General features: G+C 70.7%; 21 protein-coding genes. 10 read left to right on the top strand and 11 right to left on the bottom strand.

Annotated elements, in window-relative coordinates:
- Window positions 1-13 precede the first annotated feature (13 nt).
- Genes AB0C26_RS29385 through AB0C26_RS29395 form a run of 3 tightly spaced genes read left to right on the top strand, consistent with a single transcriptional unit; the run spans window position 14 to window position 2923 of the window.
- Window positions 14-1027 carry a PfkB family carbohydrate kinase gene (locus AB0C26_RS29385; RefSeq protein ID WP_360254057.1) on the top strand — a complete coding sequence of 338 codons (1014 nt, stop codon included), beginning with the start codon at window positions 14-16 and terminating at the stop codon, window positions 1025-1027.
- Complete coding sequence (locus AB0C26_RS29390) at window positions 1017-2333, top strand: 6-phospho-beta-glucosidase (RefSeq protein ID WP_360254059.1); 1317 nt, start codon at window positions 1017-1019, stop codon at window positions 2331-2333. The genes AB0C26_RS29385 and AB0C26_RS29390 overlap by 11 nt, the downstream gene beginning before the upstream one ends.
- A 23-nt stretch (window positions 2334-2356) precedes the next feature.
- Entirely contained in the window at window positions 2357-2923 is a 567-nt protein-coding gene (locus tag AB0C26_RS29395; RefSeq protein WP_360254061.1) for a GNAT family N-acetyltransferase, read from the top strand.
- A gap of 232 nt (window positions 2924-3155) precedes the next feature.
- Here AB0C26_RS29395 and AB0C26_RS29400 read toward each other — a convergent pair whose 3' ends face one another.
- Together AB0C26_RS29400 and AB0C26_RS29405 are read right to left on the bottom strand one after the other, a co-directional pair.
- Window positions 3156-3611, bottom strand: a complete 456-nt coding sequence (locus AB0C26_RS29400) for a GNAT family N-acetyltransferase (protein ID WP_360254063.1) — start codon at window positions 3609-3611, stop codon at window positions 3156-3158.
- Window positions 3612-3628: 17 nt separating this feature from the next.
- Complete coding sequence (locus AB0C26_RS29405) at window positions 3629-4084, bottom strand: CGNR zinc finger domain-containing protein (RefSeq protein ID WP_360254065.1); 456 nt, start codon at window positions 4082-4084, stop codon at window positions 3629-3631.
- A gap of 85 nt (window positions 4085-4169) precedes the next feature.
- Here AB0C26_RS29405 and AB0C26_RS29410 point away from each other — a divergent pair, with 85 nt between their 5' ends.
- From AB0C26_RS29410 to AB0C26_RS29420, 3 genes are all read left to right on the top strand, one after another.
- A complete protein-coding gene (locus tag AB0C26_RS29410; protein WP_360254067.1) occupies window positions 4170-5654 on the top strand; it encodes an MFS transporter in 1485 nt (494 codons plus the stop codon).
- 84 nt (window positions 5655-5738) lie between these two features.
- Window positions 5739-6320: a redoxin domain-containing protein gene (locus tag AB0C26_RS29415; RefSeq protein WP_360254069.1), complete on the top strand. Its 582-nt coding sequence runs from the start codon at window positions 5739-5741 to the stop codon at window positions 6318-6320.
- 576 nt (window positions 6321-6896) lie between these two features.
- Window positions 6897-7592, top strand: coding sequence for a phosphatase PAP2 family protein (locus AB0C26_RS29420; RefSeq protein ID WP_360254071.1), 696 nt, complete (start codon window positions 6897-6899; stop codon window positions 7590-7592).
- Between the two features lie 128 nt (window positions 7593-7720).
- Here the strand turns inward: AB0C26_RS29420 and AB0C26_RS29425 are convergent, their stop codons facing one another.
- From AB0C26_RS29425 to AB0C26_RS29435, 3 genes are read right to left on the bottom strand one after another with little or no spacing between them, the layout of a single operon-like run.
- A complete protein-coding gene (locus AB0C26_RS29425; RefSeq protein WP_360254073.1) occupies window positions 7721-8716 on the bottom strand; it encodes a hypothetical protein in 996 nt (331 codons plus the stop codon).
- 9 nt (window positions 8717-8725) lie between these two features.
- Window positions 8726-10723 (bottom strand): prolyl oligopeptidase family serine peptidase, encoded by a 1998-nt coding sequence (locus tag AB0C26_RS29430; RefSeq protein WP_360254075.1) that lies wholly within the window; start codon window positions 10721-10723, stop codon window positions 8726-8728.
- 27 nt (window positions 10724-10750) lie between these two features.
- Window positions 10751-11134 carry a hypothetical protein gene (locus AB0C26_RS29435; RefSeq protein WP_360254077.1) on the bottom strand — a complete coding sequence of 128 codons (384 nt, stop codon included), beginning with the start codon at window positions 11132-11134 and terminating at the stop codon, window positions 10751-10753.
- A gap of 12 nt (window positions 11135-11146) precedes the next feature.
- Here AB0C26_RS29435 and AB0C26_RS29440 point away from each other — a divergent pair, with 12 nt between their 5' ends.
- Complete coding sequence (locus AB0C26_RS29440) at window positions 11147-11545, top strand: nuclear transport factor 2 family protein (RefSeq protein WP_360254079.1); 399 nt, start codon at window positions 11147-11149, stop codon at window positions 11543-11545.
- Window positions 11546-11547: 2 nt separating this feature from the next.
- Here the strand turns inward: AB0C26_RS29440 and AB0C26_RS29445 are convergent, their stop codons facing one another.
- The 5 genes from AB0C26_RS29445 to AB0C26_RS29465 are packed head-to-tail and all read right to left on the bottom strand — an operon-like array spanning window position 11548 to window position 13980.
- Window positions 11548-11994, bottom strand: a complete 447-nt coding sequence (locus AB0C26_RS29445; RefSeq protein ID WP_360254081.1) for a hypothetical protein — start codon at window positions 11992-11994, stop codon at window positions 11548-11550.
- The gene (locus AB0C26_RS29450; RefSeq protein ID WP_360254083.1) at window positions 11991-12158 is read right to left on the bottom strand and encodes a hypothetical protein; all 168 of its coding nucleotides are present in this window, start codon (window positions 12156-12158) and stop codon (window positions 11991-11993) included. Before AB0C26_RS29450 ends, AB0C26_RS29445 begins: the two co-directional genes overlap by 4 nt.
- Before the next feature lie 5 nt (window positions 12159-12163).
- A complete protein-coding gene (locus AB0C26_RS29455) occupies window positions 12164-12688 on the bottom strand; it encodes a GNAT family N-acetyltransferase (protein ID WP_360254085.1) in 525 nt (174 codons plus the stop codon).
- Window positions 12689-12703: 15 nt separating this feature from the next.
- Window positions 12704-13249, bottom strand: coding sequence for a DUF305 domain-containing protein (locus tag AB0C26_RS29460; RefSeq protein WP_360254087.1), 546 nt, complete (start codon window positions 13247-13249; stop codon window positions 12704-12706).
- On the bottom strand, window positions 13234-13980 hold the full coding sequence (locus AB0C26_RS29465; RefSeq protein WP_360254089.1) for a lytic polysaccharide monooxygenase: 747 nt from the start codon (window positions 13978-13980) through the stop codon (window positions 13234-13236). Before AB0C26_RS29465 ends, AB0C26_RS29460 begins: the two co-directional genes overlap by 16 nt.
- 126 nt (window positions 13981-14106) lie before the next feature.
- Here AB0C26_RS29465 and AB0C26_RS29470 point away from each other — a divergent pair, with 126 nt between their 5' ends.
- Entirely contained in the window at window positions 14107-15372 is a 1266-nt protein-coding gene (locus AB0C26_RS29470; protein WP_360254092.1) for an EAL domain-containing protein, read from the top strand.
- 17 nt (window positions 15373-15389) lie between these two features.
- Here AB0C26_RS29470 and AB0C26_RS29475 read toward each other — a convergent pair whose 3' ends face one another.
- Window positions 15390-16832: a helix-turn-helix domain-containing protein gene (locus tag AB0C26_RS29475; RefSeq protein WP_360254094.1), complete on the bottom strand. Its 1443-nt coding sequence runs from the start codon at window positions 16830-16832 to the stop codon at window positions 15390-15392.
- A 130-nt stretch (window positions 16833-16962) separates the two neighbouring features.
- On the opposite strand from AB0C26_RS29475, the gene aceA reads away from it, so the two are divergent.
- Together aceA and aceB are read left to right on the top strand one after the other, a co-directional pair.
- The gene (aceA, locus tag AB0C26_RS29480) at window positions 16963-18252 is read left to right on the top strand and encodes an isocitrate lyase (RefSeq protein ID WP_360254096.1); all 1290 of its coding nucleotides are present in this window, start codon (window positions 16963-16965) and stop codon (window positions 18250-18252) included.
- Window positions 18252-19886: a malate synthase A gene (aceB, locus tag AB0C26_RS29485; RefSeq protein WP_360254098.1), complete on the top strand. Its 1635-nt coding sequence runs from the start codon at window positions 18252-18254 to the stop codon at window positions 19884-19886. The genes aceA and aceB overlap by 1 nt, the downstream gene beginning before the upstream one ends.
- Window positions 19887-19953: the final 67 nt, after the last annotated feature.

Below are 19953 nucleotides of genomic sequence, written 5' to 3' on the forward strand. Positions count from 1 at the left end.
ATAGGATCTCCAGATGACCCCGGCACTGGACCTGTTCGTCCCAGGCGTCGTCTATCTCGACATCATCTTCACCGGCCTCGAGGGGCTTCCCGAGCCCGGCACCGAGGTGTGGGCCTCCGGGATGGGCTCCTGCCCGGGCGGCGTCGCCAACCTCGCGGTGGCCGCCGCCCGGCTCGGACTGCGCACCGGGCTGGGCACCACGCTCAACAACGACGCGTACGGCGACTTCTGCGCGAGCATCCTCTGCTCGCAGGAGAACATCGACCTGTCCGCGTCGCGCCGCGTCGACGGGCACTCGCCGGTGACGGTGTCGCTCGCCTACGACCGCGACCGCAGCATGATCACGCACGGCCATCCGCTCCCGGTCAACGCGGACGGGCTGGTCGGCGAGCTCCCGGCGGCCCGGGCGGCCTCGGTGAGCCTGACCAAGGACCGGCTCGGCTGGGTGCGGCGGGCGGCCGAGGCCGGCACGCTGGTCTTCGCCGACGTCGGCTGGGACCCGAGCGACGCGTGGCCGGCCTCGGCGCTGGACACCCTCGAGGACTGCCACGCCTTCGTGCCGAACGCGGTCGAGGCGATGCAGTACACCCGGGCCGCCACTCCGGACGAGGCGCTGCGCCGGCTGTCCGGGCTGGCGCCGCTGGTGGTGGTGACCTGCGGCGGGGACGGCGCGATCGCGCACGACTCGCGCACCGGCGAGACCGTGCACGTGCCGGCGGTGCCGGTGCCGGCCCTCGACCCGACGGGTGCGGGCGACGTGTTCACGGCGGGCCTGATCGTGGGCACGCTGAACGAATGGCCGCTGCCCCAGACCGTCGCCTTCGCCAACCTGATCGCGGCCCTGTCGGTGCAGCATTTCGGCGGCTCGTTGTCGGCGCCCGGATGGGGCGACATCGCGGACTGGTGGCGGTCGTCCTCGCTTCCTTCTTACGGTTTTCTGGATGACGTCATTCCCGGTGGCGAACAACGTTCCGTACGCCGCGCGGGCGCCACCATCGCGAGATTGTCGGATGCGCATGTCCACTAAGCGTTTGGTCATTCTGGGCGGGGGCGGGTTCCGGGTCCCATTGGTGTACGGGGCGTTGCTGTCGCCGTCGTCGCCGATCGGCTCCGTGGTGCTGCACGACGTCGACCCGGGCCGGCTGGCGGCCATCGCCCGGGTGCTGCACGCGCAGGCCCTCTCCTTTTCGGGCGCGCCCTCCATCGAGACGACGACCGATCTGACCGAGGCGCTGACCGGGGCCGACTTCGTGTTCAGCGCCATTCGGGTGCACGGGCTCGAAGGGCGGGTCATCGACGAGCGGGTGGCGCTCGGCGAGGGCATGCTCGGGCAGGAGACGGTCGGGGCGGGCGGCATCTCGTACGGGCTGCGGACCGTTCCGGTGGCCGACGCCATCGCCCGGCGGATCAGGCTGGTGGCGCCGGACGCGTGGGTCATCAACTTCACGAACCCGGCCGGGCTGGTCACCGAGGCGATGGCGGCCCACCTCGGTGACAAGGTCATCGGGATCTGCGACTCACCGTCGGCCCTGGGGCGGCGAGTGGTGCGGGCGCTCGGTCTTCCGGAGGCCCGTGTCACGTACGCGGGACTCAATCACCTGGGATGGCTCACCGGCGTCGAGCATGACGGGCACGACGTGCTCCCGCGGCTGCTGGCGTCACCGTCATCGCTCGAATCCTTCGAAGAGGGGCGGCTTTTCGGGGCGGCCCGGATTCGGGAGCTCGGGGCGATCCCCAACGAGTACCTGCACTATTACTACGACCACGCGGCGCTGGTGAAAGCGGAACTGGCGGCGCCGGAGACGCGCGGCGAATACCTGCTGAAGCAGCAGCGGGAATGCTATGCCATGTTGACGTCCCTTCCCTCGCCGCTGGACGCGTGGAACGCGGCGCGGCGGCAGCGCGACGCGACGTACATGGCAATGGAAGGGCTGGGCGAGCGCGACGACGCCGAAGGCGGCGGTTACGAGGACGTGGCGCTGGCCCTGATGCTGGCGATCGCGAACGACGCGCCGACATCGCTCATTCTGAACGTGCGCAACCAGGGGACGTTGCCGCTGCTGGACGACGACGCGGTGGTGGAGGTGCCCTGCGCGGTCGACGGTTCGGGAGCGCGCCCCGTGCCCGGGGCGTCGATTCCGGCACACGGCGTCGAATTGGTGAAACGGCTGAAGGCCACCGAGCGAGCCGTTCTGTCGGCCGCTTCCTCGGGCTCCCGTTCGGTCGCCGTACGAGCGATGGCCTCCCACCCGCTGATCGACTCGGTGCCCGTCGCCCGCCGCCTCATCTCCGGATATCAGGCGAACTTCCCGGAGCTGGCCTACCTACGTTGATGGGCGGCGTTCCAGAATGGGGCATGCTCGCAACCACGCCGGCCATCGCCGCCGGCTCGCTCGGCGCGAAACCCCAGCCGACCCTGACCGCGGACGGCGACCTGATCCTGCGCCCGTGGCGGCCCGCCGACGCGCCCGCCTTCCTCGGCGCCTACCAGGACCCGGCGATCAAGCGCTGGCACACCAACCGGCCGGACTCGCTCCCGGACGTCCTGGCCTGGTTCACCAGATATGAGCAGGACTGGCGCCAGGAGACCGGCGGCCACTGGGCGGTGACCGGCCCCGACGACAGGGTGCTGGGCCGCCTGGCCATGCGCGGCTGGAACTTCGCCGACGGCAACGCGGGCTGCGCGTACTGGGTCCGGCCCGAGGCCCGGGGTGCGGGGGTGGCCCCTCGAGCCCTCACGGCCCTCACGTTATGGGCGTTCGGGGTGGGCTTCCACCGCCTGGAGCTGGGGCATTCCACGCTGAACATGCCCTCCTGCCGCGTCGCCGAGAAATCGGGCTACGTCCTGGAGGGCACCCAGCGCAGCAGCGCCATCCACGAGGACGGCCGCCACGACATGCACGTACACGCCCGCATCCGCTGACGGACGCTTCCGGCCGGCTTCGCCACCGGAAAGGACGTCGGCCGCCTCGCTCAGCCCGGCGACAGTCCGCGGGACGGCGGCGGTCGACGGGGCTGTACGCGTACCGTCGCCTGCTCGCCGTCGCCGGTGATCTCCACCTTGCCCTCGACGCCGGGAACCGAGAAGGCCGCTGCTGGGCTCCCGGTAGCACCGGTCGGATAGTCCGTTCTGGAGGACCAGGGGGCCGGCGGGGTTACGCGGGTCGGCTCGGGCCGCGGGCCGGGGGCTCGCTGTCGCCCTCGGGTGGGACCGGGGAGGACGGCTCCCAGAGAAGCAGCTGGTTGTGGTGGGTGAAGCCGTGGCGAAGGTAGAAAGCGACGGCCCGGCGGCCGGAGTGGACGGTCACATGGGTCAGCCGCCGGGCTCGGGCCTCGGCCAGGAGCGCGGTGATCAGGGCGGAGCCTATGCCCCGGGCCCGGAATTGTTCGCGGACCATCACCGACTGGATGTCGCCGTGCCGGCGGGCCGAAACGTGACCGCGGGGGACACGTTCGGCTATCAGCAGCCAGGCGGCGCCTACGGTCCGGCCGTCCAGGTCGGCTACGTACGGCAGGTGGGATTCCGCGTGGCTGGTCATCCAATGAGCGAAGGCGGTGACGCCGGCCGAGTCGATGTCTTGGAACTCCGCCAGCGCCGGCGCGTCCGCCACGCCGGCCCGCCGGACCCTCACGGGCCGGCGTGGCGGCGCCTGAAGGCGGCCGCTCGGGCTCGGTTCTGGCAGGTCAGGCAGCAGAAGCGGCGTTTGCCGGCGGGGGAGGCGTCAACGTAGACGTCGGCGCACTGGGTGTCGGCGCAGACGCCCAGACGGCCGGGGTGGGCTGACAAGTGATGGCGCAGGGCCAGGGCGGCCGCCGCCCGCAGGGCCTGGGTGGGGTCGTCGACCGTCCAGCATTCGGTGAGGGTGGCGTCCAGCTCGGGACGTACGCCGGAAAGCTGGAGAAGTGCGGTGACCCGGCGGGCGCGGGCAGTGGGGTCGGTGGTGGCGAAGATGGGGTGCAGCTCGTCGGCCAGCGCGGTCAGATCGGGCCGGGCAGGAGCGCGGCCGTCCAGCTCACAGGGGAGGGTGCCGTTGTCGTTGACCAGTGTGACCACCTCGGCGGGGGTCAGGTCGGGGGTCCGCACAGAGCAAGTCTAACGCGTTGAGGGGCTTGATTGCGTTGCGTAAACGCGTAACGTGATGAGCGGGTCTATCGCGTTAGGAGACGTCATGGCGACCGCACGTCAATGGGCGGGGCTGGCTGTGCTGGCGCTGCCGTGTCTGCTCGTGTCGCTCGACGCGGAGGTGCTCAATCTGGCGGCGCCGCAGCTGGCGGCCGATCTGAGGCCGAGCGGGGTCGAACTGCTCTGGATCATGGACAGTTACGTGTTCGTGGTGGCGGGGGCGCTGATCGCGATGGGAGTGCTCGGCGATCGTCTGGGGCGGCGGCGACTGCTTCTGATCGGCGGTGGGGCGTTCGGGGTGGCCTCGCTGGGCGCGGCGTTCGCGTCCACGCCGGAGCTTCTCATCGCCGCCCGGGTGCTCATGGGGCTGGCCGGGGCGTCGCTGATGCCGTCGACCCTCGCGTTGATCCGGGCGATGTTCCACGACCCGCGGCAGCGGGGAATCGCGCTCGGCGTGTGGAGTGCCAGCTTCTCGCTCGGCGGTGTCATGTCGCCGCTTGCCGGTGGCTTTCTGCTCAGCCATTTCTGGTGGGGGTCGGTCTTCGTGATCGCGGTGCCGGTGACCGTGCTGCTGCTCGTTCTGGGCCCGGTGCTGCTGCCGGAGTCGCGCGATCCGTCGGCCCGCGGCTTCGATTTTCCGGGCGCGGTTCTGTCGCTGCTCGGGGTCCTTCTTTTCGTGTACGGGGTGAAGGAGCTCGCCGCCGAAGGATGGCGGCTCGCGCCGGTCGCGGCAATCGTGCTGGCGGCGTTTGCGGGGCTTCTTTTCGTACGGCGTCAGAAGCGCGCCGCCGCGCCATTGCTCGATCTGGCGATGTTCCGCTCGTCGCGGGTGCGCGTGGCCCTGACCGGCAACGCGCTGTCGTACTTCGTCCTCTACGGAACCCAGCTCGCCATCGCGCAATATCTGCAACTCGTGCTCGGCCTGAGCCCGATGGCGGCCGGGCTGTGGACGCTGCCGTCGGTACTCACGTTCCTGGTGTCGTCGCTGCTGGGACCGATGCTGGCCCGGTGGTTCCCGGCCGGCCGGGTGATCGCCGTGGGATTGGCGGTGATGAGTGTGGGATTCGCCGCCTTGGCGTTTACCGGGCTCGGGTTCGTCGTGGCCGGAACGGTGGTCTTCTCGCTCGGCCTGGCGCCGGTCTACATCCTCAGCACGGACCTGGTGGTGTCGTCGGTCCCGGCGCACCGGGCCGGAATGGCGGCGGCGGTCACCGAAACCGGATCGGAGCTGGGCGGGGCCCTGGGCATCGCCGTTCTCGGATCGATCGGGGTCGCCGTTTACCGGCACGGCGCGGCCGGTGAAGGAACGCTCGCGGAGGCGGTCGGCACGGCAAGCCAGAAGGTCGCTCAGGATGCGTACACAAATGGCTTTGTATTGATGTCTCTGGTTGCCGCGGTGTTCGTGGCGGTGGCCGCCGTACCGGCCTGGAAAGTGTTGCGGCCCACTTCCGCGCCGGTGCCGGCGGATGGTAGTGAACCGTCCGATATGGTCGTAGGGTCCGGGACACCCGAGGCGATTTCGGTCACATAGGCATTTTCATTTGTCGCTCCCGTGGCCTGCCGGTAGACTAGTTTTCCTATCTAATTGATAGTAAATGAACCGGGGGTAAACGCGATGACTACGGCCGCCCACAAGGCGACAGGGCCGGTTTCGCGACGTCTCGCCGCTCACCGAGAGCTCGACCGCGACGACATCTGGGATCGCCTGGTCAAGCCCGGCGCGCGCCTGCCGTCGGTGCCGCTACTCGAGGCCGATCTGGGTCCCATCCATCTCGACCGGCTACGCGCCACCGGTCCCATCGTGCTGGTCTTCTTCCGGTACGCGGCGGACGAGGCGTCGAACGCGGCCCTGGCCGATTATGAACATCGCCTCATGCCGGCCCTGGCCGAGACCGACGCCCACCTGGTCGCGGTGAGCCCGCAGATCCCGGACCGGCTGGCCGAGATCAAGCGCCGCCACGACCTGAGCTACTTCGTGGCCGCCGACCCCCGGAACCTCCTGATCGACGCCTTCAACCTGGGCTTCCGCGAGCCCGGGGCCGACCGGATCCTGGGCGCCAAGCGCTCGGTCCTGCCGTTCCCGGCCGTCGTCGTCGCCGACCGGGCCGGCGTCGTGCGCTACGCCGAGGTGCGGCCGGACGGCGCTTTCTACCCCGAGCCGTCCGAGATCCTGTCCGTCGTCAGATCCCTGGCCTGAGAACCAGCCGTCGCCCTGGCCCGGGCTGAGCCGTTGCCACGGCCTGGGCTTGAGCCGTCGCCATGGCCCGCGCTGAGCCGTTGCCACGGCCTGGGCTTGAGCCGTCGCCCTGGCCCGCGCTTGAGCCGTCGCCGTGGCCCGGGCTGAGCCGTTGCCACGGCTCGGGCTGCGTCGTGGCCGTGGCTCGGGCGAAGGGTGAGTGGCGGTCGAGGTTCGGGCGGGGATTCGCGTCGCCATGGCCCGGGCGGAGGCTGATTGAGCGCTGAGGCCGGACGAGGATGGGTGGTCGCCGAGGCTCGGGCTGCGGGCGATCGTCGCCGAGGCCCGGGCGGAGGCTGAACGAGCGCTGAGGCTCGGGCGGAGGCTGAACGAGCGCTGAGGCCCGGGCGAGGACGGGCGGTCGCTGAGGTTCGGGCTGCGGGCCGGGCGAGGACGGGCGATCGCTGAGGTTCGGGCTGCGGACGATCGTCGCCGGGGCTTGGGTGAGGATGAGCGGTCGCCGGTGGCCCGGTGGAAGATGAGAAAGCCTGGGCCGAAGGTGAACGGAAGGTGTCCGTTCGGGGTATAGCTTGGCGCATGCGCCGAGATCAGGAACATGCGCTGGAAGTGCGGCTGGCGGTCGCGGCGGGCGGGGCCGTGGTGCTGCTGGTGCCGTTCGCGGTGATCGCGGCCATGGTGGTCGGCGACGTGGACTGGCTGCACGCCCTCGACGAGGACGCGTCGGTGGCCATGCACGACGTCGCGCTCGGGCATCCGGCCCTGGTCGACTTCATGGCCGCGTGGTGCCTGGCGTTCGACCCGTGGGTGTGGCGCCTCGGCGCGCTCGCCCTCATCGTCTGGCTCGTGCGGCGGGGGTCCCGGCCGCTCGCCTGGTGGGTGGGTGTCACGATGGTGGCCGGCGGGCTCCTCGGCGTACTGCTGAAACTGCTTTTCGAGCGGCACCGGCCGTCGTTCCTCGACCCGGTGGCCATGGCCGCCGGGTACTCGTTCCCCTCGGGGCACGCGCTCAACAACGCGCTCGGCGCGGCCGTGTTCCTGCTGGTGCTGCTGCCGATGACCCGCGGCCGGCCCCGGCGCCGCCTGGCGCTGCTGGCCGCCGGGATCGGCATCCCGCTGGTGACCGGCGTCTTCCGGGTCGGCCTGGGCGTGCACTGGGTCAGCGACGTGGTCGGCGGCTGGATCTTCGGCCTGGCCGTGGTGGCCGCGACCACCACAGCGTTCCTGGCCCGCCGCCGGCGCCGCAAGGCACTGACCGAGGCGATGGCCCGGTAATCCGCGAGGTCCGGCCGGGGCGATGGCCCGGTAATCCGCGAGGTCCGGCCGGGGCGATGGCCCGGTAATCCGCGAGGTCCGGCCGGGGTGATGGCCCGGTGATTCGTGAGGTCCGGCCGGGGCGATGGCTAGGGCTCGGTGACCAGGTCGACCGCGGACGTGATCCACTCCTCGGCGACGCCGCGGCGTTCCAGTACGAACCGTACCCAGCGGCGCAGTGCTCCGGGTAGCGCGGACCGCTGAGCGGGGTCGAGGGTGGTGTCCTTGGGCAGCCAGTCGTGCAGGAAGAACTGGACCCAGGCCGGGCTCCAGCTCAGCGGGCCGCTGGTGAAGTAGGTGTCGCCGAAGTCGAGGAACAGCTCGCCCAGGGACCGGACGACCGGATCCAGCGTCTCGAAGTCGTCCAGAATCCGGGCCCGCTCCGTCTCGTCCAGCCGCGTCCGCTCGCGTGGCGCCGGCAGGTAGGCGCGGCAGCGGGACCAGAACAGCGCCCGCAACTCGGCGAAATCCTCCGTGTCCGGCCGGAACGGCGCGTCGTCGGTGCCGCGCATGGCGTCGGCCAGTTCGGCCAGGATCTCCGCCGGGGGATGTTCGGTGAGCGGCTGCTTCCAGGCCGCCACCGCGTTCGGCTCGAGAATCGTCAGCCGTTCCGCCCACACGATGCCGGTGAAGTAGACCTCCGCCATCAGGACGTGCGGGTCCGTGTCGAACTCGAGGAACAGCACGTGTTCGCTCTCGTACGGGTCGGCCGACCGCCACCCCCGCGTCGCGGTGAAGGCCGGCGTGCCGAACCACGTCGGCAGCGGCTGGCTCTCGAACAGCCGCTCGATGGTCTCGTCGAGCAGCTTCTCCTCGCCGGGCGGGGCGACCCGCCGCAGGGCCGCCACCGCGGCCAGGGCGTGCGCCGACGGCTTGGCCGTGGCCCGCGCCACGACGTCGAGGCAGAGCCGATGCTCCCCGGTCGTCCGCCACCCCTCGCCGAGCCAGGCGCTGGCCCACTCCTCGACCTCGAGGATGGTCTCGCCGTCGCCGAAGGCGAGAGCGTCGCGCATCAGATGGTCGGGCATCGTCAGGTCGCGCACGGCGTGCTGGACGCGGATCGAGCGGCCACGGCTTCTCGGCATGCTGCGACTTTAGTGGAGGGTCCGCCGGAGGAAGCCGAAAGTCAGGGCCCACAGCGCCGCCTGCTGCTCGTTGTCGGCGGCCGCGCCGTGCCCGCCCTCGACATTCTCGTAGTAGTGGACGCGGTGGCCTTGTTCGCGCAGCCGGGCGGCCATCTTCCGGGCGTGCGCCGGGTGCACGCGGTCGTCGCGGGTCGAGGTGAGCAGCAGGATCGGCGGGTAGGTACGGCCGGGGCGGACGTTCTCGTACGGGGAATAGGCGCTCAGGAACTCCCAGTCGGCCGGGTCGTCGGGGTCCCCGTATTCGGCGATCCACGACTTGCCGGCGAGCAGATGGGTATATCGGCGCATGTCGAGGATCGGGACCATGGCGACGATCGCGCCGAACAGCTCCGGGTAGCGGGTCAGCATGGCCCCCATCAGCAGGCCGCCGTTGCTGCCGCCGAGGGCGCCGAGCCGGTCCGGGGTGGTCAGACCGCGGGCGACCAGGTCGGTGGCGACGGCCGCGAAGTCCTCGAACGCGCGGGGCCGGTTCTCCCGCAGCGCGGCCCGATGCCAGGCGGGGCCGTATTCGCCGCCGCCGCGGATGTTCGCGACGACGTGGGTGCCGCCGCGAGCCAGCCAGGCCCGGCCGAAGACGCCGCTGTAGCCGGGGGTCCGCGGGATCTCGAATCCGCCGTACCCCTCAAGCAGTGTCGGCCCCTCCGCGTCGCCGCCGATGACGAAATAGGGGACGCGGGTGCCGTCGGCCGAGGTGGCGAAGAACTGGCGCACCGTCATGCCGTCGGTGTCGAAGAAAGCCGGCTCCCGTTTGAGAACGGTGGTGGGACCGCCGACCGTGGCCAGGCTCAGAGTGGCCGGTTTGAGGAAACCCTCGGACGAGACGAGGTACGAGTCGTCACGGTCCGGATCGGAGTCGGCTATTCCGGTGTTGTCGAATTCGCCGGTGTCCGGCAGCGGGCGGCGGCGCCATTCCGGCTCGTCCGGGGTCAGAATCTCGACGTGGCTGCGGACGTCGGTCATGGTTTCGAGGATGAGGTGGTGGCGGGTCCACGTGAAGGAACTGAGCGACGTACGGCCGTCGGGCCGGAACAGGAGCGCCGGATTCCGGTCGCCGGCGAGAAAGCGTACGAAATCAATCGCCAGCAAAGCGCCCGCCGGGTGGCCCAGCCACGGCGTGCGGAGCTGGATCAGCATCCAGTCGCGATGCAGGCCGTAGTCGGCGTCGGCCGGAATGTCGATCCGCACCAGCTCACCGGAGGGCAGGCGCAGGTACTCCTCGCTGCGGTAGAAATCGAGATGCCGGCTGATGAAATCGCGTTCGTACCCCGGCGTCGTGTCGTGCCAGGCGCTGACCGAGACGTCGTCCGCGTGCCCTTCGAAAATGAGCTCGGCCGCGGCCGGCGGAGTGCCGCGCCGCCACCGTTTGACGACGCGCGGATAACCGGACGACGTGAGCGAGCCCGGCCCGAAATCGGTGGCGACGTACAGGTGGTCGGCGTCGATCCAGCTGACCCGGCTCTTCGCCTCCGGCAGGGTGAAACCGTCCTCGAGGAAAACGCGGCGCGCCAGATCGAACTCACGCACCACGACGGCGTCGGCGCCGCCACGGGAAAGGCAGATCAGGCCCCGGTCGTACGAGGGACGCAGCACCGTCACGCCGCCCCACGTCCAATTCTCGCCCTCGGCCCGATTGAGCGCGTCGAGGTCGAGCAGCACCTCCCATTCGGGTTCCTCGAGCCGGAACTGCTCGGCGGTGGTCCGCCGCCACAATCCGCGCGGATGGTCGGCGTCGGTCCAGAAGTTGTAGTAAAGACCGTCCCCGCGCCAGCTCGGGATCGGAACGCGCTCCTTGCTGTCGAGCACTTCCCGGATCTCGTCTCGCAGCCGCCGGTCCCCGCCGAGCGCCCCGAGCGTCTCGGCGTTGCGTTCGGCGACCCATCGCGCGACGTCGGACCCGTCTAAGTCTTCAAGCCAGAGGTACGGATCGTCCACCACACGATCGACCATCGCACGCCCACCGGCCTTTCGCCATGGTCACCCTCGAGGCGAGGCCAGGCCGCCGAGGACGACCGCGAGCGTACGGGCCTGGAGCTCCTCGTCCCACCGGCCCCGCAGCGCACCCTGGCAGAGGCTGACCAGCAACGCCATCACCTCGGGCAGCTCGACCGCCGGGGCGACGTCGCCGGCGTCGTGGGCCCGTCGCAGCAGGCCGGCCACGGTTTCCTCCAGCGGGCCGAACGCGTCCTCGAGCCGGATGTCGACCACGATCCGCCGCGCCGCGGCCTGGGCCACCGCGTACGCGAAGAAGCCGGCCAGATCGCGCCGCCCGGCCTCCTCGGCCAGCCGCTCCCGCAACCGCTTCATGATGGCCACGAGCAGGTCCTGTTTGGTGGGGAAGTGGAATGTGTCTCCACTCACTATTCTGCTCCCGTGACCCCCACTGAGATCTTCGACAGCATGCGCGCCCGGTGGCTCGCCAACCAGCCCACCTTCGACCCGGCGGTGCTGGCCGACGACGTGGTCGTCGAGACCCCGTTCGCCGCGCCCGGCCGCCCCACCCGGATCGAGGGCAAGCGCCGGGTTCTCGATTTCACCGAGCAGGGCCAGGCCCATTTCCCCGTACGCTTCGACGACTGCCGCCACATCACCGTGCACCAGACCGCCGACCCCGACGTGATCATCGTCGAGTACGAACTGGCCGGCACCCACACCACTACCGGCGCGAGCGCCGCCGCCCCGTTCATCGCCGTCCTGCGAACCCGCGACGGCCAACTGGCCCACTGGCGCGAATACCAGCACACCCTCGCCATCGCCCAGGCCATCGGCTGATCTCAGGTCCCCGCGTTGCGGGCGCGCCATTGCGACAGCCGGGCGGTGAGGTCTTCGGCGGCGCGTTCGCCCAGCGACCTCTTCCGATCCAGCACACCGTACGAGCCCAGCACGCGGAGATCGGTTGTCCGCGTCCGGCCGGACCGGGTCCACGTGATGGTCGGCGCGACGGCGGCTTCGATGGCGTCGATCTCCGCCCAACGAATCGTCACGGTGCGCCACAGCAGGCGGGCGCGGACGCCGTCGGCGTCGGCCCGGACGCCCAGCGCGAAGCACCGGAGGAAGGCGAACCAGAACGGCGCGGCCATCGGCGCGAAGATGGCCAGGTCGATCGCGTTGTACGGAGTCCCCCAGCCGGAGAGCGCCGAGGCGGTCGTCGTGAACGCCATGACGAGGAAGACGACTGCGGTCACGGTGTTCCAGAACGGTGAGCGCCACACAGTATTCATGGCGACGCCGGGCGGCCGGCGGTGCAGTGGTAGCAGAGGTCGAAATTCGGGGTGGATCGGTACCACTCGTGGGCGCCGCAGTCCTTTCGGCCCTTGGGGCACAGGGGCAGCAGGGCGGAGGGCAGGTGGGTGCGGAGCCGGGTGCGCCAGCGGTAGCGGGGCATGCGGGCTACAGGGTGATCCAGTAGCGCTTCACGGTTTTGCCGTCGGTGGTGCGGATGTCCTCCAGGAGGCCGCCGTTCGACTCGATGGTGCGGGCCGAGGCGACGTTGTCCGGGTCGCACGTGATCAGGACGCGGTCCAGGCCCAGCTTGCGGGCCTCGTCGAGCATCTTGGCCACGGCCCAGGTGGCCAAGCCGCGGCGGCGGGCCGCGGGGCGGACGCTGTATCCGATGTGGCCGCCGTAGTTCAGCAGGATGTCGTTGAGGGTGTGCCGCAGGGCGATGGCGCCCAGGTAGCGGTCGTCCTCGACGATCCAGCGGTACGTGCAGTGGACCCACCCTTGGGCGGCCGGGACGGCCGTGTCCTCCTCGGCCAGCAGGCGCTCGATCCACGTCGCGAACCCGGTGGCCGTGTCCACTTCGTCGGTGGGGCGCAGGCCCGCGCCGTCCTGGTGGGTGCCGCGGCCGAACTCGTCGCGGGACTCGAGCCAGGACGTGTGCAGGCGAGGGGTCGGGACGATCAGGTCAGGCATGGGGCCGAGACTAGGTCACGGGGCGGCGGCCAGGGTGAGCAGAGTCTGGATCTGGGCCTGGCGGCGGGCGGTCGCCGTCTCGGCCAGGGCGCGCGCGGGCGGGTAGGCGCCGGAGGTGGTCTCCATCCGGGCGGTCTCGACCACGTTGCCCAGGTGACCCAGGAGCAGGCTCACCGCCGTACGGTCGAAATCGGGGGTCGAGCGAAGCTCGGCTATGTCGGACGGCCGCAACATGTGCAGGGCGCCGTGCCCCTCGTGCGAGGTGGACGAGGCGGTCAGGGGCTGGCTCCAGCCGAGCAGCCAGCGTTGCATCTGGGCCAGTTCCTCCCGCCACTGCGACTGCAACTCGGAGGCCAGGGTCTTCAGCCGAGGGTCGGTGGCGCGCTCCGTGATCAGGGCGGTGACCGAGGAGCCCTCGGCGATCTGGGACATGCCCATCTGCAAGTACATGACGTCGGTGCTGGTGAAGGCGGGCGCTGGAGGGCCGGCCTCCGGCTGCGCACCGCAGCCGGAGACCAGCAGGATCGCGGCCAGCGCGGCCGTGGCTAGTTTCGCGCCCACAGGGCCGGCACGTTCGGCGGCTCCCAGCCGGCCAGCGCGGTGTGCGCCTGGCGGCAGGTGTACGAGACGCCGTTGTAGGTGACGACGTTGCCGGGGGAGTACGCGGTGCCGGCGCGCCACGTGCCGGTCGCCGGCGGCGTGGTTGTCGGCGGAGTGGTGGGAGGTGTGGTGGTGGGGGGAGGGGTCGTCGGGGGAGTGGTCGGCGGGGTGGTGCCGCCACCACCGATGTTCAGGTCGACGCAGGCGTAGAAGGCCATGGCCGTGTCGGCCACGTTCCACCGGGCCAGCACGGTCTGCCGGCCGGTGAAGCCCTTCATGCCGACCGTGTGCGACTTGGTGGCGCCGGGCTGCGCGCCGCCGTCGTTGAAGGAGGCCAGCAGGGTGTTGCCGATGAAGTACTCCCACGTGCTGGTGGAGTGGCGGGCCGTCAGCACCCAGTTGAAGGTGACGTTCTGCCCGACCGAGGCGGCCGGCCAGTTGCGGCTGTTGTCGTTGAGCACGGCGAAGCGGCTGCCGCCGCCGTTGCACTGCGTCGAGCCCTTGGGGGCCTCGACGCTCTGCGGCTCGTAGACGATGTCGCCGCAGTTGGCCACGGCGCCGCTGGCGCAGTTGGCCTGGCGGCTGGGCGGTGACGAGATGTAGCCGTGCGCCGCGGCGGGGGAGACCGCGACGAACAGGGAGGCCACGAGGACTCCGACGGTCAATGCGGGGAGGGTGAGCCTGCGCTTCATGAAGTTCTCCTCTTCATGGAGGGGGATGCCGCCAAACTTAAGTTAAAGACTGTTAACAGTAAAGAGACCCATCGATTTCTGGTCCTTTAATTAAGCTGGTGAACGAAGCGGCCGATTGAAGAATCCGTGCGCAACATCCATGACGTCCTCGACGCGCGAGCCGTGACGACCCTGTTCCAGCCCCTGATCGAGATCGCCACCGGGCGGCCGATCGGCTACGAGGCCCTCAGCCGCGGCCCGGCCGGCACCCCCTGGGAGTCGCCGATCGCCCTCTTCGCGGCCGCGCGGGAGGTCGGCCGGGAAGGCGAGCTCGACTGGATCTGCCGGGCCCAGGCGTACCGGGCCATCCTCGCGGCCGAGCCCGACAACAGCCTCACCTGGTTCGTGAACATGGAGCCCACGGCGGCCCGCACGGTGTGCCCGCCCGACCTGGCGCCGGTGGTGAAGCTGGCCCGCGGCCGGCTGCGGGTGGTCACCGAGATGACCGAGCGGGCCATCGCCCGGGACCCGTCCGGCCTGCTCTCGGCCGCGGCGGCCTGCCGCGACGCCGGCTGGGGAGTGGCCCTGGACGACGTCGGGGCCGACCCGCTGTCGCTGGCCTTCATGCCGTTCGTGCACCCCGACGTGGTCAAGCTCGACATGCAGCTGCTGCGCGAGCCGGGCGACCCGCACACGGCCAAGGTGGTCGCCGCCGTGGCCGCGTACGCCGAGGCCAGCGGCGCCGTGGTGCTGGCCGAGGGTATCGAGACGCCGGAGCACCTGGCCGTCGCCCGCACCATGGGCGCCACGATCGGGCAGGGCTGGCTGTTCGGCCGTCCGGGCCCGCTCGCCCCGTCCCGGCTCGCCAACGCGCGGATGCCGTTCATCCCGCCGCCGCCGGTCCCCGACCGCCGCAGCCCGTTCGAGATCGTCGCCGCCCGCCGGCCGATCATGCGCACCACCAAGGACCACCTCATGCCGACCAGCCGGCACCTGGAGGCCCTGGTCGAGGTGGGCGAGGAGGCGCCCGTGCTGCTGGCCTGCTTCCAGGAGGCCCGGCACTTCACCCGGGCCACGGCCCGCCGGTTCGAGCGGTACGCCGCGATGAGCCCGCTGGTCGCGGCGCTGGGCATGGGCCTGGCCGCCGAGCCGGTGCCCGGGGTCCGGGGCGCCTGCCTGGACGACGGCGACGCCGTGCGCGGCGAGTGGAACGTGATCGTGGTCGGGCCGCACCGGGCGGCCGCGCTGGTGGCCAAGGACCTGGGCGACACCGGGGCGGAGGGCGACCGCCGCTTCGACTTCGCGCTGACCCACGACCGCGCCCTGGTCGTCGAGGCCGCCCGGTCGCTGCTGACCCGGCTGGTCCCGACCGGCGCCGACCGGCCCGACTCGCACCTGGTCGGCGCCGGATAGCCGGCGCGCCGGTCAGGTCAGGCGCGCCGGTCCAGGAACTCGTAGACGTCCTGCGCGTCGACGCCGGGGAACGTGCCCGGCGGCAGGGCGGCCAGCAGATGTGAGTGCACGCGGGCGCTGGGCCAGGCGTTGCCGGCCCAGCGGTCCACCAGATCGGCCGGCGGGCGCCGGCAGCAGTCGGGGTCGGGGCAGCGGGAGACGGTACGCCGGGTGGTGTCGCCGCCGCGGAACCAGCGGGCGTGCTCGTACGGCGTACCGACCGTCACCGAGAACTCGCCGGACCGGGTCGACTCGATGTGCACCGTGCACCAGTACGTGCCGGCCGAGGTGTCGGTGAACTGGTAGAACGACGAGTACGGGTCGTCGGCCTGGAAGATGGTGCGCGACGCCCACTTGCGGCAGATCGGCTGGCCCTCGATCGCCCCGGTCACGTCGCGCGGGAAGCGGACCCCGTCGTTCTCGTACGCCTTGTAGACGATCCCGTTCTCGTGGACCCGGGTGAAGTGCACGGGGATGCCGAAATGATGGGTCGCCAGGTTGGTGAAGCGGTGCGCCGCCGTCTCGTACGACACCCCGAAGGCGTCCCGGAAGTCGTCGATGGCCAGCGCCCGGTCGGCCTTGGCCTCCCGCAGGAAGGCCACCGCGAACTTCTCCGGCATCAGCAGCGCCGCCGCGAAATAGTTGGCCTCGACCCGCTGCCGCAGGAAATCGCCGTAGTCGGCCGGCTCGGGATGGCCGAGCACGAAATGCCCGAGGGTCTGCAGCACCACCGCGCGCGGGTCGTGGCCCTTGCCGCTGGCCACCTGCGGCAGGTAGATCCGCCGGTTGTTGAGATCGGTCACCGACCGTGTCGAGCCGGGCAGGTCGTTCACGTAGTGCAAGGAGAAGCCCAGTTGCGCCGCGATGTCGAGGATGCCGCGCTGGGACAGCGGGCCGGTCGTGTGCTTGATCGGCCGCAGCACCCGGGCCGCCGCCTCCTCGATCTCGGCGAAGTAGTTGTCCCGCTCGCGCATGTCGACCCGCAGCTGCGCGTTGGCCCGCCGGGCCACCTCGGGCGTGGCGCTCTGCTCGGTGAGCAGCCGGTTCAACTCCCGATGCAGGCCCACCAGCGATTCCAGGGCGTCCGCGGGCAGCCGGCGGCCGCCGCGGACCAGGGGCAGACCCGAGCTTTCGTACGCCGGTGACCGCTGGAAGTGGGCGAGCTCGATCTCCAGGCCCGCGCGCCGGCTGGGTGCCTCGGCCCGCAACAGCTCCTGCATGCCGACCCCGAGCGCGCTCGCGAGGGCCTGTAACACCGACAGCTTGGGCTCCCGCTTGCCGTTCTCGATCAGCGAGAGCTGAGAGGGGGCCCGGCCGACCGCCTCACTGAGCTGCTCCAGGGTCAGGTTCTTGCTCTTGCGCAGGTGGCGGAGCCTCTGTCCCAACGTGACGAGGTCCACCTCGGTTTGTGAAGCGGTCACGCGTTTGACGCTAACAGAAATTCCGCGTTTCTTCTCGTCACAAACACCTTCAGTGGGCCGTGCAGAGTGCGCGACAGTCAAATTCTTCCACCGAGAAGCACGCGACAGGGCACGGAAGGGACTTTTCACCATGACTGATCAGCTGACCGAAGTTCGTGGCGGTACCGCATCGGACCTCACTCGGGCATGGGCCGGCGATCCCCGGTGGCTGGGCATCAAGCGCAGCTACACCGCGCAGGACGTGGTCAAGCTGCGCGGCACCGTCCAGGAGCGGCACACGCTGGCCGAACGCGGCGCGCAGCGCCTGTGGGAGCTGCTGCACAGCGAGGACTACATCAACGCGCTGGGCGCGCTCACCGGCGGCCAGGCCGTCCAGCAGGTGCGGGCCGGCCTCAAGGCCATCTACCTCTCCGGGTGGCAGGTCGCGGCCGACGCCAACCTGAGCGGCAACACGTACCCCGACCAGTCCCTCTACCCGGCGAACTCGGTGCCCGCGGTGGTCCGCCGCATCAACAACGCGCTCATGCGGGCCGACCAGATCGACACCGCGGCCGGCCGGCACGACCGCGACTGGCTGGCACCCATCGTGGCCGACGCGGAAGCCGGCTTCGGCGGCCCGCTGAACGCGTTCGAGCTGATGAAGGCCATGATCGTGGCCGGGGCGGCCGGAGTGCACTGGGAAGACCAACTGGCCAGCGAGAAGAAGTGCGGCCACCTCGGCGGCAAGGTGCTCATCCCCACCGGCCAGCACATCCGCACCCTCAACGCGGCCCGGCTCGCGGCCGACGTCCTCGGCGTGCCGTCGCTGGTCATCGCCCGGACCGACGCGCTCGCGGCCGACCTGCTGACGACCGACGTCGACGAGCGCGACCAGCCGTTCCTGACCGGCGAGCGTACGGCCGAGGGCTTCTTCCGGGTGCGCAGTGGACCCGCCGCCGCCATCGCGCGTGGCGTCGCCTACGCGGACTACGCCGACCTGCTGTGGGTGGAGACCGGCAAGCCCGACCTCGAGTTCGCGCGGTCGTTCGCCGAGGCGGTCCACAAGGAGCACCCGGGCAAGATGCTGGCGTACAACTGCTCGCCGTCGTTCAACTGGAAGCGCAACCTCGACGACGCCGACATCGCGCGGTTCCAGAAGGAGCTCGGCGCGATGGGCTACAAGTTCCAGTTCGTCACGCTGGCCGGCTTCCACGCGCTCAACCACTCGATGTTCGAGCTGGCCCGCGGCTACGCCGAGACCGGCATGACGGCGTACGTCAAATTGCAGGAGGCCGAGTTCGCGGCCGAGGCCGACGGTTACACCGCGACCAAACACCAGGCCGAGGTCGGTACGGGCTACTTCGACGCCGTCTCGACCGCGCTCAACCCGGAGTCGTCCACGACCGCGCTCAAGGGCTCGACCGAAACGGAGCAGTTCTGATGGCCAACGAGGAAATCACGATCACGGGTACGACCGAGGGCCGCTACGCGGAGATCCTGACCCCGGAGGCCATCGCGTTCGTCGTGGCGCTCGACCGGGAGTTCGGCGCCCGCCGGGTCCAGCTGCTCGAACGTCGCCGGCGGCGGCGGACCACCCGTACCACCGAATTGGACTTTCTGCCCTCGACCCAGCACATCCGCGACGACCCGTCCTGGACGGTGGCCGCGCCCGCGCACGACCTGCTGGACCGGCGAGTCGAGATCACCGGGCCGCCCGAGCGCAAGATGACGATCAACGCGCTGAACTCGGGCGCCAAGGTGTGGATGGCCGACTTCGAGGACGCCACCGCGCCGACCTGGGAGAACGTGGTCCTCGGGCAGCTCAACCTGCGCGACGCGCTGGACGGCGACCTCGACTTCACCACCCCCGACGGCAAAGAATACAAAGTCAACGGGTGGATCCCGACCATCATGGTGCGCCCCCGCGGCTGGCACCTGCCGGAATGCCACGTGCGCATCGGCGGGCGGGCGGTGTCGGCGACCCTGTTCGACTTCGGGCTCTACTTCTTCCACTGCGCGCAGCGGCAGATCGACCGGGGCTCGGGGCCGTACTTCTACCTGCCCAAACTGGAGTCACACCTGGAGGCGCGCCTCTGGAACGACGTGTTCGTCTGGGCGCAGGAGACGTGCGGCATCCCGCGGGGAACCATCCGGGCCACGGTGCTGATCGAGACGATCACGGCGGCCTTCGAGATGGACGAGATCCTGTACGAGCTGCGCGAACACTCGGCCGGCCTGAACGCGGGCCGCTGGGACTACCTGTTCAGCATGATCAAGAACCGGCCGGACGTGGTCCTGCCCGAACGCTCCCAGGTGACGATGACGGCGCCGTTCATGCGCGCGTACACGGAGCTGCTGGTCAAGACGTGTCACCGGCGGAACGCGCACGCGATCGGCGGCATGGCGGCGGTGGTCCCGAGCCGCGATCCGGTGGCGGCGAAGAGGGCGCTGAACCAGGTCCGGCAGGACAAGAGGCGCGAAGTGGGCGACGGCTTCGACGGCTCGTGGGTGGCGCACCCGGGTCTGGTCGAGACGTGCCGCGACGTGTTCGACCAGTGGCTGGGGGACGAGCCGCACCAGATCGTCCGCAAGCGCGACGACGTCCAGGTGACGGCGACCGAACTACTGGACGTCAAGGCGGTCGGGGTTCAGGTCAGCGAGGTCGCGCTGCGTAACAACGTCAGCGTGGCGCTGCGGTACATCGCGGCGTGGCTCGGCGGCCGGGGCGCGGTGGCGCTGGGCGGGCTGATGGAGGACGCGGCCACGGCCGAGATCTGCCGGGCTCAGCTCTGGCAGTGGATCAACGCCAGTACGCCCACGGACTACGGGGTGCCGGTCAGTGCGGCGCTGGTGACGCGGATGCTGCGCGAGGAACTGGACGTGCTGAGCGAGACGGGGGCTCTGGACGAGGACTCGGCTCGGCGGTTCGGGCAGGCTCGGACGCTGCTGACCGTCCTGCTGACCGAGCGGACGTGCCCGGAGTTCCTGACGCTGCCGGCGTACCTGCGGCACATGTCGGGTGGGGCGGCTGTTGCCGCCCCGGAGACTACCGCCTCGGCTTCTGTCGCGGCTTAGGCGGTCTTGAGGACGGCGCGGCCTGGCACCGGCCGCGCCGTTTTCTTGCGCTGGGACGGCCGGGGGG

The sequence above is a fragment of the Actinoplanes sp. NPDC048796 genome (genome assembly GCF_040650035.1).
In the GTDB taxonomy this organism is placed as follows: domain Bacteria; phylum Actinomycetota; class Actinomycetes; order Mycobacteriales; family Micromonosporaceae; genus Actinoplanes.

Excerpts from the sequence above, each read along its gene's own strand:
- AB0C26_RS29385 (WP_360254057.1), top strand. The coding sequence starts at position 14 with ATGACCCCGGCACTGGACCTGTTCGTCCCAGGCGTCGTCTATCTCGAC.
- AB0C26_RS29390 (WP_360254059.1), top strand. The coding sequence starts at position 1,017 with ATGTCCACTAAGCGTTTGGTCATTCTGGGCGGGGGCGGGTTCCGGGTC.
- AB0C26_RS29395 (WP_360254061.1), top strand. The coding sequence starts at position 2,357 with ATGCTCGCAACCACGCCGGCCATCGCCGCCGGCTCGCTCGGCGCGAAA.
- AB0C26_RS29410 (WP_360254067.1), top strand. The coding sequence starts at position 4,170 with ATGGCGACCGCACGTCAATGGGCGGGGCTGGCTGTGCTGGCGCTGCCG.
- AB0C26_RS29415 (WP_360254069.1), top strand. The coding sequence starts at position 5,739 with ATGACTACGGCCGCCCACAAGGCGACAGGGCCGGTTTCGCGACGTCTC.
- AB0C26_RS29420 (WP_360254071.1), top strand. The coding sequence starts at position 6,897 with ATGCGCCGAGATCAGGAACATGCGCTGGAAGTGCGGCTGGCGGTCGCG.
- AB0C26_RS29425 (WP_360254073.1), bottom strand. The coding sequence starts at position 8,716 with ATGCCGAGAAGCCGTGGCCGCTCGATCCGCGTCCAGCACGCCGTGCGC.
- AB0C26_RS29430 (WP_360254075.1), bottom strand. The coding sequence starts at position 10,723 with ATGGTCGATCGTGTGGTGGACGATCCGTACCTCTGGCTTGAAGACTTA.
- AB0C26_RS29445 (WP_360254081.1), bottom strand. The coding sequence starts at position 11,994 with ATGAATACTGTGTGGCGCTCACCGTTCTGGAACACCGTGACCGCAGTC.
- AB0C26_RS29450 (WP_360254083.1), bottom strand. The coding sequence starts at position 12,158 with ATGCCCCGCTACCGCTGGCGCACCCGGCTCCGCACCCACCTGCCCTCC.
- AB0C26_RS29455 (WP_360254085.1), bottom strand. The coding sequence starts at position 12,688 with ATGCCTGACCTGATCGTCCCGACCCCTCGCCTGCACACGTCCTGGCTC.
- AB0C26_RS29465 (WP_360254089.1), bottom strand. The coding sequence starts at position 13,980 with ATGAAGCGCAGGCTCACCCTCCCCGCATTGACCGTCGGAGTCCTCGTG.
- aceA (WP_360254096.1), top strand. The coding sequence starts at position 16,963 with ATGACTGATCAGCTGACCGAAGTTCGTGGCGGTACCGCATCGGACCTC.
- aceB (WP_360254098.1), top strand. The coding sequence starts at position 18,252 with ATGGCCAACGAGGAAATCACGATCACGGGTACGACCGAGGGCCGCTAC.